A 16648-nucleotide genomic window follows, 5' to 3' on the forward strand; every position below is an offset into this window, starting at 1 on the left:
TTTATCAGAGCAGAACTGATAAAGCTTTTTTAGTAGTCAAAAAGAAAAGACTCCTGTAGGAGCCTTTGATAATATAGAGGCGGTAGACGGATTTGAACCGACGATCAAGCTTTTGCAGAGCCGTGCCTTACCACTTGGCTATACCGCCTTAACTTTTATTATTATACCCTTTAAATTAAATCTCGTCAATAGTTTCTTTTCTGAAAATGTAAGTTTTCCGACTTTCAAAATGTGTGCGACAAAATATTCTGAAAATTCGTTTACTTTTTGAAGTGGTTGTGGTATAATAAGCATTATCTTATTAATTTCAAAAGAGGAGTTAACTAAACATGAAAAAAAGTCGGATTTTTGCGGTAGCAGGGGTTGCCCTACTCGCAACAGGCGTTCTCGCGGCTTGCGGTTCTTCAAAATCATCTAATGCTGAGGCTCCAAAAGCCTACGGATATGTATATACAGCTGATCCAGAAACTTTGGACTACCTTATCTCTGGTAAGCAAAGTACAAAAGTTGTCACTTCAAATGGTATCGATGGACTCTTTACAAATGATAAATATGGTAACCTCACTCCTGCAGTTGCAGAAGATTGGTCAGTGTCTCAAGATGGTTTGACATACACTTATAAGATTCGTAAAGGTGTAAAATGGCTCACAGCTGATGGTGAAGAATATGCAGAAGTAACTGCTAATGACTTTGTTACAGGTTTGAAACACGCAGCTGATAAGAAATCAGAAGCATTGTATCTTGCTCAAGATTCTGTAAAAGGTTTGGCAGATTATGTGGCTGGGAACTCAACTGACTTTTCAACTGTTGGTGTAAAAGCTGTTGATGACTACACTCTTCAATACACTTTGAACAAACCAGAGCCATATTGGAATTCTAAAATGTTTTACTCAATCTTCTGGCCTTTGAATGCAGAGTTTGAAAAATCAAAAGGTTCAGACTTTGGTAAGTCAACAGATCCAACATCATTGCTTTACAATGGTCCTTTCTTGCTTAAAGGATTAACTGCTAAGTCTTCTGTTGAGTTTGTGAAGAATGAGCAATATTGGGATAAAGATAATGTTCACTTAGACACTGTGACGCTTGCATTCTATGATGGTTCAGACCAAGAATCAATCGAACGTAACTTTACAAGTGGTGCATACAGCTACGCCCGTCTCTTCCCAACAAGTTCAAATTATTCTAAAATCGCAGAAACATACAAAGACAACATTTACTATACTCCACAAGGAGCTGGTATTGCTGGTTTGGGTGTTAATATTGACCGTCAAAGCTATAAATATACATCAAAAACAACTGATGAAGAAAAGACTTCTACTAAGAAAGCCCTTCTTAACAAAGACTTCCGTCAAGCTTTGAACTTTGCATTTGACCGTACATCATACTCTGCTCAGCTGAATGGTGAAGATGGAGCAGCGCTTGCTGTTCGTAACCTATTTGTAAAACCAGACTTTGTTTCTGCAGGTGAGAAAACATTTGGTGACTTGGTTACTGAGAAAGTTGTTTCTTATGGTGATGAGTGGAAAGATGTAAACTTTGCAGATGGTCAAGATGGTCTTTATAATGCTGATAAAGCGAAAGCAGAATTTGCTAAAGCTAAGAAGGCTTTGGAAGCAGATGGCGTGAAATTCCCAATTCACTTGGATATTCCAGTTGACCAAACTGCTAAGAGCTACATTGCGCGTATTCAGTCCTTCAAACAATCTGTTGAAAAAGTTCTTGGTGAAGAAAATGTAGTCATCGATATCCAACAAGTAACAAAAGATGAATTATTTAACATCACTTACTATGCTCCGAATGCAGCAGCTGAGGATTGGGAACTTTCAGGTGCCGTTGGATGGAACCCAGACTATCAAGACCCATCAACTTACCTTGATATCTTGCAAACAAGTAACAGCGAGCAAACAAAGACTTACATGGGTTATGACAATCCATCAAATCCAGCAGTTACCCAAGTTGGTTTGAAAGACTACGACAAGTTGCTTGAAGAAGCTGGTAATGAAACAAGTGACCTTAACAAACGTTATGAGAAATATGCAGCAGCTCAAGCTTGGTTGACAGATAGCTCCCTCTTCCTTCCAGCTATGTCATCTTCAGGAGCAGCGCCAGTTATTTCTCGTGTAGTACCATTCTCGGCCTCTTACACTCAATCTGGTGATAAAGGTTCAGATGTATACTTCAAGTACCTTAAATTGCAAGCTAACACTGTAACAACCAAAGAGTACAAAGAAGCTCGTGAAAAATGGCTCAAAGAAAAAGCTGAATCAAACGAAAAAGCTCAAAAAGAGTTAGCGAGTCATGTGAAATAAATAATGCTCATCAGAACTTTCTCTCCTAAAGGAGAAGGTTCTTTTGGGATTTTAAAGGAAATAATATGAAAAAATATGTTTTTATGCGTATCTTGCGGTCGTTGGTTTCTATTTTCTTAGTAACGACCTTGATTTACACAATCATCTATACGATGGTTCCACGGAAGTTGATCTTCAAACAAGATACTAACTACAATAAAATTGCAACCACAGCTGATAAACGTGATAACTATGAAAATACCGTCTTTGAGCGTATGGGTTATATCGAATATTATGATACGAAAGAGTTGCAGGAAAAAGCTAGTAGCATTGACTCTTCTGTTACAGTAGATGCAAATGATACAAATAAAGCAATCTATGAAAAATATATCCAACAACTTGGGAATGGTTGGACTCTAGGTGAGTTTACAGAGAGTGGACAATTCTACGCTACACGTGAAATTCCTATTTTTGAACGTGTGTTTAAATTCTATGCAAACTTGCTTGATATTGACCATACAAACAAGATCCAAGACCCTGAGAATCCTAACTTAGAGCGTTATTTGCGCTTTGAGAATGACCCTGCTATCGGTTGGTCTCTTGTGGGTTCAGGTACTAAACACAAATACCTCTTGTACTTCAATAGTCAGTTCCCATTTGTTCACCAAAACTTTGTCAACTTGAACCTAGGAGATTCTTATCCAACTTATGCAAATACTCCTGTTCTTCAAGTTATTACACAAGGACAAGGACAAACGAAGACTTCTGAAGTTCAATTCCCAACTGGTAAGAAAACATCATCAGTAAATATTTACTCAAGAACTTATAAATCTCCGAGTCAAGCTGATGCTCGTGAAGTAGCCAACTACGGTAAAGATGATCCATATACAGCTACTGAGAGCAACTATCAGTACCCATCTATGATTGCAAGTTCTGCTATCACTGGTTTGATTGGTCTTGCGATTTCATATGCGATTGCGATTCCTCTTGGTTCAGCAATGGCTCGTTTCAAAAACACTTGGATCGATAGTTTCTCAACAGGGACTCTAACGTTCTTGTTGGCTCTTCCAACGATTGCCCTAGTCTATATTATTCGTTTGATTGGTTCTTCAATCGGCTTCCCAGACTCATTCCCAATCTTGGGTGCTGGTGATTGGCGTTCTTATGTCCTTCCTGCAGTGATTCTGGGCTTGCTAGGAGCACCTACTATGGCAATTTGGATTCGCCGTTATATGATTGACTTGCAATCACAAGATTTCGTTCGTTTTGCTCGTGCAAAAGGTTTGTCTGAAAAAGAGATTTCTGATAAGCATATCTTTAAAAATGCTATGGTACCACTTGTTTCTGGTATTCCAGGTGCTATCATTGGTGTTATTGGTGGAGCAACTCTTACTGAAACAGTCTTCGCCTTCCCAGGTATGGGTAAAATGTTGATCGACTCTGTAAAGGCTTCAAACAATAATATGGTAGTTGGTCTCGTCTTTATCTTCACTTGCGTCTCAATCTTCTCAAACCTTATTGGTGATATTTGGATGACCATTATTGACCCACGTATTAAATTGACAGAGAAAGGAGGCAAATAATGTCTACAATTAGTAATGAAAAATTTCAGTTTGTAAAACGTGATGATTATGCCTCTGAAGCAATTGATGCTCCTGCCTACTCATACTGGGGTTCTGTCTTTAGACAGTTTTTGAAGAAGAAATCAACAGTAATCATGCTAGGTATCTTGATTGCGATTGTTTTGATGAGTTTCATTTACCCAATGTTTTCTGATTTTGACTTTAATGATGTAAGTAAGGTAAACGATTTTAGCGCTCGTTACATTAAGCCAAATGCTGAGCATTGGTTCGGAACAGACAGTAATGGTAAATCTCTCTTTGATGGTGTCTGGTTTGGAGCTCGTAACTCTATCCTGATTTCGGTTATTGCTACCTTTGTTAACCTTTTTATCGGTGTTGTCATCGGTGGAATTTGGGGGATCTCAAAATCAGTTGACCGTATCATGATGGAAGTCTACAACGTTATCAACAATATTCCATCACTTTTGATCGTTATTGTTTTGACTTACTCTATCGGGGCAGGGTTCTGGAACTTGATCTTTGCCATGAGTGTAACTACTTGGATTAGTGTTGCCCATTCAATTCGTATCCAAATGTTACGTTACCGTGATTTAGAGTATAACCTTGCTTCACGAACTTTGGGAACACCAAGTTACAAAATTATTGTAAAAAACATTATGCCGCAATTGGTATCTGTTATTGTTACGAGTACGTCGCAAATGCTCCCAGCCTTTATCTCATATGAAGCTTTCCTTTCATTCTTTGGTCTTGGATTGCCGATTACAGTTCCTAGCTTGGGACGTTTGATTTCAGATTATTCTCAAAACGTAACAACCAATGCATACCTCTTCTGGATTCCATTGACTACATTGGTCTTGGTATCCTTGTCACTGTTCGTTGTTGGTCAAAACCTAGCAGATGCTAGTGATCCACGTACACATAGATAGGAGTAGACATGATAAAAGGAAAAAATGTAATTTTGACTGCTCAAGATATTGTCGTGGAATTTGACGTTCGTGACAAAATTTTGACAGCTATACGAGGTGTCTCCATCGATCTGATCGAGGGAGAGGTTCTCGCTTTAGTTGGGGAGTCAGGTTCTGGTAAATCAGTTTTAACAAAAACATTCACAGGAATGTTGGAAGAGAATGGTCGTATTGCACAAGGTAGTATCAATTACCGTGGACAAGATTTGACAGCCTTATCTTCTCATAAAGAGTGGGAAAATATCCGTGGCGCTAAAATCGCTACTATCTTCCAAGATCCGATGACAAGTCTAGATCCTATCAAGACCATCGGAAGTCAAATCACAGAAGTTATTGTTAAACACCAAGGCAAAACTGCTCAAGAAGCTAAAGAATTGGCTATTGACTATATGAATAAGGTTGGTATTCCGGACTCTGAGAAACGTTTCGACGAGTATCCGTTCCAATATTCTGGGGGAATGCGTCAACGTATCGTTATCGCGATTGCTCTTGCTTGTCGTCCAGACATTCTTATCTGTGATGAGCCGACAACAGCCCTTGACGTGACCATTCAGGCACAGATTATTGATTTGTTGAAGTCACTTCAACACGAATACCACTTTACAACAATCTTTATCACCCACGACCTAGGTGTCGTAGCAAGTATCGCTGATAAAGTTGCAGTTATGTATGCTGGTGAAATTGTTGAATATGGTACTGTTGAAGAAATCTTCTACGACCCACGTCATCCATATACATGGAGCCTCTTGTCAAGCTTGCCACAACTTGCGGATGACAAAGGTGAATTGTACTCAATCCCTGGAACACCTCCATCGCTTTATACTGAATTGAAGGGAGATGCTTTTGCTCTTCGTTCAGATTATGCTATGAAGATTGACTTCGAGGAAAAAGCACCTCAGTTTGCAGTATCTGATACTCATTGGGCTAAGACATGGTTGCTTCATGAACAAGCTCCAAAAGTTGAAAAACCATCGGTGATTGCAGATTTACACGACAAGATTCGTGAAAAGATGGGCTTTACACATCTTGAGGACTAGGAGGAAGGAAATGTCTGAAAAATTAGTAGAAATTAAAGACTTAGAAATTTCCTTCGGTGAAGGAAGCAAAAAGTTTGTCGCTGTTAAAAATGCGAACTTCTTTATCAACAAAGGAGAAACTTTCTCACTTGTTGGAGAGTCTGGTAGTGGTAAAACAACGATTGGTCGTGCTATCATCGGTCTTAATGATACCAGCAAAGGTGATATCATCTTTGAAGGTCAAAAAATTAATGGTAAAAAATCACGTGAACAAGCTTCGGAATTAATCCGTCGTATCCAAATGATTTTCCAAGACCCAGCAGCTAGCTTGAATGAGCGTGCAACGGTTGACTATATCATTTCTGAAGGTCTTTATAACCACCATTTATTTAAAGATGAAGAAGAAAGAAAAGAAAAAGTACAGAAAATCATTCGTGAAGTGGGACTTTTGGCTGAACACTTGACACGTTACCCACATGAGTTTTCAGGTGGTCAACGTCAACGTATTGGGATTGCCCGTGCCTTGGTTATGCAACCTGACTTCGTTATTGCGGATGAGCCTATTTCAGCCTTGGACGTTTCTGTGCGTGCTCAAGTTTTGAACTTGCTTAAGAAATTCCAGAAGGAATTGGGCTTGACTTATCTCTTTATCGCCCACGATTTGTCAGTGGTTCGTTTCATCTCTGATCGTATCGCGGTAATTTATAAGGGTGTTATTGTTGAAGTGGCTGAAACTGAAGAATTGTTTAACAATCCAGTTCATCCATATACACAAGCACTTCTATCAGCTGTTCCGATTCCAGACCCAATCTTGGAACGTAAAAAAGTATTGAAAGTCTATGATCCAGATCAACATGACTATGAGACTGATAAACCTTCTATGGTAGAAATTCGTCCAGGTCACTATGTTTGGGCAAACCAAGCTGAGTTGGAACGCTATAAAAAAGATTTGAAATAAGAAAGAGTTTTGTAATCCTGATAGAACAATTCTATTAAGGTTATGAAACTTTTTTATTTGATAAACAGCAAAGTATAAAACTGAGAATTTGTCTCAGAATGGTTTTATACTCAATGAAAATCAAAGAGCAAACTAGGAAGCGAGCCGCAGGTTGCTCAAAACACCGTTTTGAGGTTGTGGATAGAACTGACGAAGTCAGTAACACATATACGGCAAGACGAAGCTGACGTGGTTTGAAGAGATTTTTGAAGAGTATTAGAAAGTGAGATTTAACATGCTGACAACGTTTAAATTTATACAGACGAAAAAATAAAACTACTTTCAGGCTAGTTTTGATGAATCTGCAAAATTAAAATCACTTTCTATTTAAAATACTGGTCTTGCATTGCCTTCCTTTATGTGCTAGAGTTATGGTAACGGTTACTAAATAAAGGAGGGTTTTATGAGAAATCCAGCACTAATAGAAGAAATGAAAACTTACAAAGGGAGAGATGAAATTCCTCAAGATTTTGATGCTTTTTGGGATGGTGAGATTGAGAAGGTTTCGGTTTTGTCAGACTATCAATTAGAGGAACGAGATTTTCATATTCCCAATGTGAAGTGTTATGAGTTAAGCTTTAAAGGCACCCGTGATGGCCTTGTTTATGCGCGTATAGTCTTACCCATCTCAGAAAAGAAAGTACCTGTCATTTTCCACTTCCATGGCTATATGGGACGTGGCTGGGATTGGACAGATATGTTAGCCTTTACGGTCGCTGGTTATGGTGTAGTATCCATGGATGTTAGAGGGCAATCTGGATACTCACAAGATGGCTTGCGTTCTCCGCTGGGAAACACAGTTAAGGGACAAATCATCCGTGGTGCTGTTGAAGGGAAAGAGCAACTTTTCTATAAGGATGTTTATCTAGATATTTATCAATTGATTGAGATTGTAGCTAGTCTCCCACAAGTTGATGAGGAACAGTTAGCTAGCTATGGAGCTTCTCAAGGGGGAGCCTTGGCTTTAGTAGCTGCAGGTCTCAATCCACGTATCAAGTGTACAGTTACTATTTATCCATTCTTATCTGACTTTAGACGAGTGCTAGAGATTGGAAATACCAGTGAAGCCTATGATGAACTCTTCCGTTACTTTAAGTTCCATGATCCTTTCCACGAAACAGAGGAGCAAATTATGGAAACCCTAGCTTATATCGATGTGAAAAATCTTGCCCATCGTATTAAGGGGCAAGTTCGGATGATTACTGGACTAGATGACGATGTCTGCTATCCAATCACTCAGTTTGCTATCTACAATCGTTTGACTTGTGAGAAGAGCTATCGCATCATGCCTGAATATGCACACGAAGCTATGAATGTTCATGTCAATGATCAAGTTTACAATTGGTTGTGTGCTAGTGAGATTCCCTTTACCTATCTTGGTCATTAAAAATTAAAAAATAGCTCTGTAGTTTTGAATGAATGAACTACAGGGTTTTCTTTATGTGACTCAGATAATGAGAAAGTAGTTTCAGGTAGTTTGAGACTTCTAAATATCTTTGAAAGTAGAATCTATTATAGATTACAAAGTCTAAAATTTAGAATATTTATTATATAATAAGATTAAAATAAAAAATGAAAGGAGTATAGCTGCTTGCTTATTTTTTAACATGGAATTTATAAAAGAGCAACAGCATTTCATCTACAAAGAATGGCAATTTCATTCAATAATACAGTTTCTTATTTGCAGCTAGTCTGAAAGGCTAAAAATTTTAAGCAAAAAAGAAAGCGCTTTATTTTTTTAAAAATAACGGAAGGGAACACATGAATCAGAGAGATTTTAATAGAAAACAGAGATATGGAATTCGGAAATTTGCAGTTGGAGCAGCTTCAGTAGTGATTGGAGCGGTTGTTTTTGGTGCTGCACCGGCTTTGGCTCAAGAGGCGCCATCAACGAATGGTGAAACAGCGGGGCAATCTTTGCCAGAATCGTCTAAGGAAGTAGAGACAGGAAGTCTAGCTAATTTAGATAAGGAACCTGCAGGCCAAGTAACCACAGTAAATAATAGTGGAACAGAAGTGAGCCGTGAAGAGTTGCAAGCAAACCCAGGGTCTGAAAAACCAACAGAAACAGAAGCATCAAACGAAACTCCAGCTACAGAGAGTGAAGACGAAGTTGGAAACATTCCGCGTGACTTTTATGCAAGAGAGTTGGAAAATGCCAATACTGTTATAGAGAAGGAAGATGTTGAAACCAATCCTTCAAACGGTCAAAGAGTTGACATGAAAGAGGAACTAGATAAGCTTAAAAAACTTCAAAATGCGACCATTCATATGGAGTTTAAGCCAGATGCATCTGCTCCACGTTTTTACAACCTCTTCTCAGTCTCTAGTGATACCAAAGTAAATGAGTATTTCACTATGGCCATCCTTGATAACACAGCTATCGTTGAAGGTCGTGATGCAAATGGAAACCAATTCTATGGTGATTATAAAACTGCTCCTTTGAAGATTAAGCCAGGTGAGTGGAACTCTGTAACCTTTACAGTTGAAAGACCAAATGCTGACCAACCAAAAGGTCAGGTTCGCGTCTATGTAAATGGTGTCTTGTCGCGCACAAGTCCTCAGTCTGGTCGCTTCATCCAAGACATGCCAGATGTCAACCATGTACAAATCGGTACAACAAAACGTACAGGCAAAAACTTCTGGGGTGCTAATCTTAAAGTCCGAAATCTAACGGTTTATGATCGTACTCTTACTCCAGAAGAAGTTAAAAAACGTAGCCAACTTTTTGAAAGAGGAGAGTTGGAGAAGAAACTTCCTGAAGGAGCAAAAGTTACTGATAAACTGGATGTTTTTGAAGGTGGTGAGAACCGCAAGCCAAATAAAGATGGTATCGCAAGCTACCGTATTCCAGCCCTGCTGAAAACGGATAAAGGAACCTTGATTGCTGGTGCAGATGAGAGACGCTTGCATCACTCTGACTGGGGCGATATCGGTATGGTTGTTCGTCGTAGTGATGATAAGGGCAAAACATGGGGAGATAGAATTGTCATCTCAAATCCTCGTGATAATGAGAATGCCAGAAGAGCTCATGCGGGATCACCAGTCAACATTGACATGGCCCTAGTCCAAGATCCGAAAACTAAGAGAATCTTCTCTATTTTTGATATGTTCGTAGAAGGTGAAGCTGTCAGAGATTTACCAGGAAAAGCACCACAAGCCTATGAGCAAATTGGAGATAAGGTTTATCAGGTTCTATACAAAAAAGGTGAAGCAGGACGTTATACAATCCGTGAAAATGGTGAAGTCTTTGACCCTGAAAATAGAAAGACAGAATACCGTGTTGTAGTTGATCCTAAGAAACCAGCCTATAGTGATAAGGGTGATTTGTATAAAGGTGAAGAACTGATTGGTAATGTCTACTTCGATTATAGCGATAAGAATATCTTTAGAGTTTCAAACACCAACTATCTCTGGATGTCTTATAGCGATGACGATGGAAAAACTTGGTCTGCACCAAAAGATATTACATACGGTATTCGTAAGGACTGGATGCACTTCTTAGGTACTGGACCTGGTACAGGTATTGCCTTGCATTCGGGACCTCACAAAGGGCGTCTGGTTATCCCTGCCTACACAACAAATAACGTATCTTACCTAAGTGGCTCCCAGTCTTCACGTGTCATTTACTCAGATGACCATGGTGAAACTTGGCACGCTGGTGAAGCGGTCAATGATAACCGTCCAGTAGGTAACCAAACAATTCATTCTTCAACTATGAATAATCCAGGTGCTCAAAATACTGAGTCAACTGTTGTGCAGTTGAATAATGGAGATCTCAAACTCTTCATGCGTGGATTGACAGGGGATTTGCAAGTTGCAACGAGTAAAGACGGTGGAGCAACTTGGGAAAAAGATGTAAAACGCTATTCAGATGTCAAAGATGTCTACGTTCAAATGTCTGCCATTCATACGGTACAAGATGGTAAGGAATATATCATCCTCAGTAATGCAGGTGGGCCAGGACGTTACAATGGTTTGGTACACGTAGCACGTGTGGAAGCTAACGGAGATTTGACTTGGCTCAAGCACAATCCTATTCAAAGCGGTAAATTTGCCTATAACTCCTTGCAAGATCTTGGAAATGGTGAATTTGGTTTACTTTATGAGCATGCAGATAGTAAACAAAATGAGTATACCTTGTCTTATAAGAAATTCAACTGGGATTTCTTAAGTAAGGATATGATTTCTCCAACAAAAGCAACTGTGAAAAATGCTGTGGAGATGAGCAAAAATGTCATTGCTCTAGAATTTGATTCTGAAGTATTGGTGAATCAACCACCAGTTCTTAAATTGGCAAATGGGAACTTTGCGACTTTCTTGACGCAATACGATACAAAAACATTGCTTTTCGCAGTTAACAAGGAAGATATTGGTCAAGAAATTACAGAAATCATTGATGGTGCAATTGAGAGCATGCATAATTTGCCTGTAAGTCTTGAAGGTGCAGGAGTCCCTGGTGGGAAAAATGGTGCAAAAGCAGAAATTCATGAAGTCCCAGAATTTACAGGTGCAGTCAATGGTGAAGAAGGTGCAGTTCATGAGGCTCCAGCCTTTGATGGTGGTGTCAACGGTGAGGAAGCAGCCGTTCATAATGTGCCAGACTTCTCAGGTGGTGTGAACAGCGAGGAAGCAGCCGTTCATGAAATTCCAGAAATAGAGGTTGAAGAAAATCCACCAGGAACTATTAACGAAGTTCCGGAATTTGAAGGTGGTGTCAATGGTGCTGAAGCAGCCATTCATGAGATTCTGGATTTCGAAGGTGGTGTGAACGGTGAGGAAGCCGCGGTCCATGAAGTTCCAGAGGGTAGTCTAGTAGAAAGCTCAAAAGGAGAGTCTGCCATTCATGAAGTTCCAGCCTTTGAAGGTGGAGTCAATGGTGAGGAAGGAGCTAAGTTAGAAACCCCAGAGTACACAGGCGGTGTGAATGCAGTAGAATCCGCTAAGTTAGAAGCTCCAGAATACACAGGTGGTGTCAATGCAGTGGAATCCGCTAAGTTAGAGGTGCCAGAATATACAGGCGGTGTGAATGCAGTAGAATCCACTAAGTTAGAAGTTCCAGAATACACAGGTGGCGTTAATGCAGTGGAGGCCGCTAAGTTAGAAGTTCCAGAATACACAGGTGGTGTCAATGGAGTAGAATCCGCTAAGTTAGAAGCGCCAGAATATACAGGTGGCGTGAATGGAGTAGAATCCGCTGAGTTAGAGGTGCCAGAATATACAGGTGGTGTGAATGCGGTAGAATCTGCCAAGTTAGAGGTGCCAGAATATACAGGTGGTGTGAATGCGGTAGAATCTGCTAAGTTAGAGGTGCCAGAATATACAGGTGGTGTGAATGCGGTAGAATCTGCCAAGTTAGAGGTGCCAGAATATACAGGTGGTGTGAATGCGGTAGAATCTGCTAAGTTAGAGGTGCCAGAATATACAGGTGGCGTCAATGCAGTGGAATCTGCTAAGTTAGAGGTGCCAGAATATACAGGTGGTGTGAATGCGGTAGAATCTGCTAAGTTAGAAGTTCCAGAGTACACAGGTGGCGTCAATGCAGTAGAGGCCGCTCAGTTAGAGGTGCCAGAATACACAGGTGGTGTTAATGGTCTAGAATCTGCGAGTACAGAAGTTCCAGCGTATGTAGGTGGTGTAAACAGTGCTGAAGCGGCTATCCATGAGGTCTCAGAGTATAAGGGAGAACAGTCAATTGTGGTTCAAGCTATGGCACAAGATAAAACTTATCAAGCCCCTGCTGCTCGTCAGCAACTTCTTCCTGAAACAGGAAGTGAAGGTGTTAGTCCTCTTGCATCTATAGGACTTATAGGCTTACTCCTAGGCATGTTTGCTATTGGCAAGAAAAAAGAAGATTAATGAAATAGCTAAAACCGAAGAATTTCATCGAGAAATTTAATGTTGATAAGAAGGAGCCGTAACTAGAACTGGTTACGGCTTTTTATTTGGGATTTAAAAGAGTGGAGGATGAAGTTTAACGCTAGATCTATTGAAAATATCGATTAGTAAAATATGCCCCTTGAATGTAGGATGATCAAAGTGAAGAATTTGCTCTAAAAACTAGAAAGTAGTTTTAGAAGTTTAAGTTTGTGTCTCAAAAACTGAAAGTGAAATCCGTTCTATGTTAATCTATTTTAAAATGGTGAAATTTATTATATAATGAAAGTAAGATAAAATTTGAAAGGAGTAGGAGGCTCAAGTTAACGATGGAATGATGAGAGATTATTGGTCGTTAAGTGAGAGAAAATTTGAAAGATCGAGTGTAACCATTCGTGAAAAAGTTATTTTTGTTAGTTAGTCAATCGACTAAAAATTTTAAGCAAAAAAGAAAGCGCTTTATTTTTAAAAATGAAAGGAAGAAAGATGAAGCATAATCAGCTGGATAGAAAACAACGATACGGAATTCGCAAATTTACAGTAGGAGCCGCTTCAGTAGTGATTGGAGCAGTTGTTTTTGGTGCATCGCCAGTATTAGCACAAGAATTAACTACCAATAAGGAAACTACAGAACTAGGAGTAGAGAAGGATCAGGCGGAAAAAACAGTAGATACTGAAAAGACTGCTACAGAGTCTAATGGAGTAGACACAGTCACACATGCTCCTACAGAAGCACATACTGCAACAGAAACAACTGCAACAACAGAAACGGCAGAAACAACTAGAGAAACCGAAAAAGATCCAGCTGCGCTTCCACGTGATTACTATGCTAGAGAGTTGGAAAATGTCAATACTGTTCTTGAAAAGGAAGATGTAGAGACTAATGCTACAAATAGCAATAGAATTGATTTGACAGAGCAATTGGACAAGCTGAAACAGCTTCAAAATGCAACTGTTCATATGGAATTCAAACCAGATGCTTCTGCACCAGCATTTTATAACCTTTTCTCAGTCTCAAGTGATACAGTTCGAAATGAATATTTCACCATGGCTGTTTACAACAATGTTGCCTTGATTGAGGGGCGCGATCAAAACGGCGACCAATTTTATGATAGATATACAGATGCTCCATTAACAGTCAAACCAGGTCAGTGGAACTCAGTAACCTTTACAGTCGAAAGACCAAGTGCAGATTCTCCAAATGGGCAAGTTCGTCTCTATGTAAACGGAGTCTTGTCGAGAACAAGTAAGAAATCAGGACGCTTTATCAAAGATATGCCTGATGTGAATCATATGCAGATTGGATCTACAAATCGTGCAGGAAGTATGGTTTGGGGAACAGGTTTACAAGTTCGTAATCTAACTGTTTACGATCGTGCCTTGAGTCCAGAAGAAGTTCAAAATCGTAGCTACCTCTTTGAAAGATCTGAATTAGAGAAAAAGCTTCCAGAAGGAGCTGAGATAACAGATAAAAAGGATGTATTTGAAGCTGGTAAAAATGGGCAATCAAATCCAGATGGTATTAATAGCTATCGGATTCCAGCCCTCCTTAAGACTGACAAGGGAACTTTGATTGCTGGAGCTGACGAACGCCGTTTGCACCACTCTGACTGGGGCGATATCGGTATGGTCGTTAAACGAAGTGAAGATAAGGGCCAAACATGGGGCGATCGTATCACTCTTACAAATCTACGCGACAATCCAAAAGCTACTGATCCATCTGTTGGCTCACCAGTGAATATCGACATGGTTTTAGCCCAAGATACTGAAACCAAACGCATCTTTTCAGTCTATGATATGTTTCCAGAAGGAAAAGGAATCTTTGGGATGTCAGCTGAAAAAGAGGAAGCCTACAAAGAAATTGATGGTAAAACTTACCAAATCCTCTACCGTGAAGGAGAAAATGGAGCCTATACAATTCGTGAAAATGGCCTTGTCTACACACCAGATGGCCAGGCAACGGATTACCGTGTTGTTGTAAATCCTATCAAGCCTGGCTATAGCGATAAAGGTGACCTATATCAAGGTGAGCAGCTACTAGGAAATATCTACTTTACAAGCAATAAAACTTCTCCATTTAGAATTGCTAAAGACAGCTACCTATGGATGTCTTACAGTGATGATGACGGTAAGACTTGGTCTGCACCACAAGATATTACTCCAATGGTCAAAGCTGATTGGATGAAATTTTTAGGTGTGGGACCTGGAGTGGGCATTACCCTCCAGAATGGACCTCATAAAGGTCGTATCGTCGTTCCTGTCTATACGACAAACCGTACTAACCACCTCAACGGTTCTCAATCATCTCGTATCATCTACTCAGATGATCATGGTAAAACTTGGCATATGGGTGGCGGTGTCAATGATAACCGTACACTTTATGATGGTACAGTAGTTGATTCAAGTAACATGAACAATTACTACGCTCAAAATACGGAATCTTCTGTTGTTCAATTGAATAATGGTCAGTTGAAACTCTTTATGCGTGGTTTGACTGGTGATTTGCAAGTTGCGACAAGTAATGATGGTGGTATTACATGGGATAACTATGTAGCACGCTATGATGTACCAGATGTCTATGTTCAAATGGCAGCGACTCATACGGTTCAAGATGGTAAGGAGTATATCCTTCTAGCAAATGCCAATGGCCCAGGTCGTAAGAATGGTTACATTCGAGTGGCTCGCGTAGAAGAAGATGGCGAGTTGACTTGGCTGCATCATCATTTGATTCAAGAGGGAGAGTATGCCTATAACTCACTTCAACAAATCGGTCCAAAAGAATTTGGGCTCTTGTACGAACATCATGAAGCTGGTGGCAATCCTTATACTCTATCCTTCAAGAAATTTAACTGGGATTTCTTAACGAAGGAAAGAATTTCTCCTAAAGAAGCAAAAGTTAAATCTGTTATTGAAAAATGGCCAGGAATTCTTGCAGTAGAGTTTGATTCAGAAGTTTTGGTCAACAAAATCCCAACACTTCAGTTGGCAAATGGTAAAAAAGTAAACTTCATGACCCAGTATGATACTAAGACTCTGCTATTTACAATAGGCAAGTCAGATCTTGGTCAGGAAATAACTGGACTTGCTTCTGGAGCAATCGAGAGTATGCACAACCTTCCAGTTAGTCTTGAAGGAGCAGGTATTCCTGGAGCTGCCAACGGTAGCGAAGCAGCTGTTCACGAAGTTCCAGAATTCACAGGTGGCGTTAAGGGTGTAGAATCTGCGATTGCTGAAATTCCAGAATTCACAGGTGGAGTTAACGGTGTAGAAGCTGTGACTGCTGAAGTTCCAGAATTCACAGGTGGAATCAACGGTGTAGAAGCTGCGACTGCTGAAGTTCCAGAATTCACAGGTGGAATCAACGGTGCAGAAGCAGCTGTGCATGAAGTTCCAGAATTCACAGGTGGTGTAAATGCTGCTAGTCCTGTAACTTCTGAAAACCCAGAATTTGTGGGTGGTGTTAATGGTCTAGAATCAGCTGTTCACGAAGTCCCAGCATTCACGGGCAGTGTGAAGGGTGACGCTGTACCGACAGAAAACCCAGGATTTACAGGCGACGTCAAGGGCTCAGAAGGAGCAAGCCATAAAGATCCAGAGCACAAAGGGCAGCAATCTATTGTATCTCAGGCTATGTCACAAGATAAGACCTATCAAGCACCTGCAGTTGGTCAAAATGTTCTTCCTAAAACAGGAAGTGGAGATGCCTCTACCCTTGCTTCTGTAGGACTTTTGGGGATGATTCTAGGTATGTTTGCTTTGGGGAAGAGAAAAGAAGATTAGTTAAATAGTTAAAACTTAAAGATTTTATAGAGTAACCTGATCTTTAATAGAAAGGAGGCTGGGACAAAAGTCCTAGCCTCTCAATTTTCTTTGGATTGTCGAGCAAGACGCAGTGGTTGAGTGGGCTCTACTACGCTGATTC

The 16648-nt window shown here is 40.0% G+C and carries 8 protein-coding genes and 1 tRNA gene; 8 read left to right on the forward strand and 1 reads right to left on the reverse strand.

Going from position 1 to position 16648, the window contains the following annotated elements:
• Positions 1–77: 77 nt before the first annotated feature.
• Positions 78–148 (reverse strand) — tRNA-Cys (locus tag K1I67_RS03615).
• Positions 149–329: 181 nt separating this feature from the next.
• On the opposite strand from K1I67_RS03615, the gene K1I67_RS03620 reads away from it, so the two are divergent.
• The 8 genes from K1I67_RS03620 to K1I67_RS03655 all read left to right on the forward strand — a co-directional run bounded on the left by K1I67_RS03620 (position 330) and on the right by K1I67_RS03655 (position 16506).
• A complete protein-coding gene (locus K1I67_RS03620) occupies positions 330–2309 on the forward strand; it encodes a peptide ABC transporter substrate-binding protein (protein WP_223338797.1) in 1980 nt (659 codons plus the stop codon).
• Between the two features lie 65 nt (positions 2310–2374).
• A complete protein-coding gene (locus K1I67_RS03625) occupies positions 2375–3871 on the forward strand; it encodes an ABC transporter permease (protein WP_223338799.1) in 1497 nt (498 codons plus the stop codon).
• Entirely contained in the window at positions 3871–4797 is a 927-nt protein-coding gene (gene oppC, locus K1I67_RS03630; RefSeq protein ID WP_006147849.1) for an oligopeptide ABC transporter permease OppC, read from the forward strand. Before K1I67_RS03625 ends, oppC begins: the two co-directional genes overlap by 1 nt.
• Positions 4798–4805: 8 nt before the next feature.
• The gene (locus K1I67_RS03635) at positions 4806–5873 is read left to right on the forward strand and encodes an ABC transporter ATP-binding protein (protein ID WP_223338800.1); all 1068 of its coding nucleotides are present in this window, start codon (positions 4806–4808) and stop codon (positions 5871–5873) included.
• 10 nt (positions 5874–5883) lie between these two features.
• Entirely contained in the window at positions 5884–6810 is a 927-nt protein-coding gene (locus tag K1I67_RS03640) for an ATP-binding cassette domain-containing protein (RefSeq protein WP_223338802.1), read from the forward strand.
• Positions 6811–7252: 442 nt separating this feature from the next.
• Positions 7253–8236: an acetylxylan esterase gene (locus K1I67_RS03645; protein ID WP_223338803.1), complete on the forward strand. Its 984-nt coding sequence runs from the start codon at positions 7253–7255 to the stop codon at positions 8234–8236.
• Between the two features lie 374 nt (positions 8237–8610).
• Positions 8611–12708 carry an SIALI-17 repeat-containing surface protein gene (locus K1I67_RS03650; RefSeq protein WP_223338804.1) on the forward strand — a complete coding sequence of 1366 codons (4098 nt, stop codon included), beginning with the start codon at positions 8611–8613 and terminating at the stop codon, positions 12706–12708.
• 504 nt (positions 12709–13212) lie between these two features.
• Positions 13213–16506, forward strand: a complete 3294-nt coding sequence (locus tag K1I67_RS03655) for an SIALI-17 repeat-containing surface protein (protein ID WP_223338805.1) — start codon at positions 13213–13215, stop codon at positions 16504–16506.
• The last annotated feature ends 142 nt before the right edge of the window (positions 16507–16648 follow it).

The sequence above is a fragment of the Streptococcus infantis genome (genome assembly GCF_019929575.1).
GTDB classification, from domain to species: domain Bacteria; phylum Bacillota; class Bacilli; order Lactobacillales; family Streptococcaceae; genus Streptococcus; species Streptococcus infantis_L.

What these genes read in the sequence shown, in the direction of transcription:
- K1I67_RS03620 (WP_223338797.1), top strand. Translation starts at nt 330, where the DNA reads ATGAAAAAAAGTCGGATTTTTGCGGTAGCAGGGGTTGCCCTACTCGCA.
- K1I67_RS03625 (WP_223338799.1), top strand. Translation starts at nt 2,375, where the DNA reads ATGAAAAAATATGTTTTTATGCGTATCTTGCGGTCGTTGGTTTCTATT.
- oppC (WP_006147849.1), top strand. Translation starts at nt 3,871, where the DNA reads ATGTCTACAATTAGTAATGAAAAATTTCAGTTTGTAAAACGTGATGAT.
- K1I67_RS03635 (WP_223338800.1), top strand. Translation starts at nt 4,806, where the DNA reads ATGATAAAAGGAAAAAATGTAATTTTGACTGCTCAAGATATTGTCGTG.
- K1I67_RS03640 (WP_223338802.1), top strand. Translation starts at nt 5,884, where the DNA reads ATGTCTGAAAAATTAGTAGAAATTAAAGACTTAGAAATTTCCTTCGGT.
- K1I67_RS03645 (WP_223338803.1), top strand. Translation starts at nt 7,253, where the DNA reads ATGAGAAATCCAGCACTAATAGAAGAAATGAAAACTTACAAAGGGAGA.
- K1I67_RS03650 (WP_223338804.1), top strand. Translation starts at nt 8,611, where the DNA reads ATGAATCAGAGAGATTTTAATAGAAAACAGAGATATGGAATTCGGAAA.
- K1I67_RS03655 (WP_223338805.1), top strand. Translation starts at nt 13,213, where the DNA reads ATGAAGCATAATCAGCTGGATAGAAAACAACGATACGGAATTCGCAAA.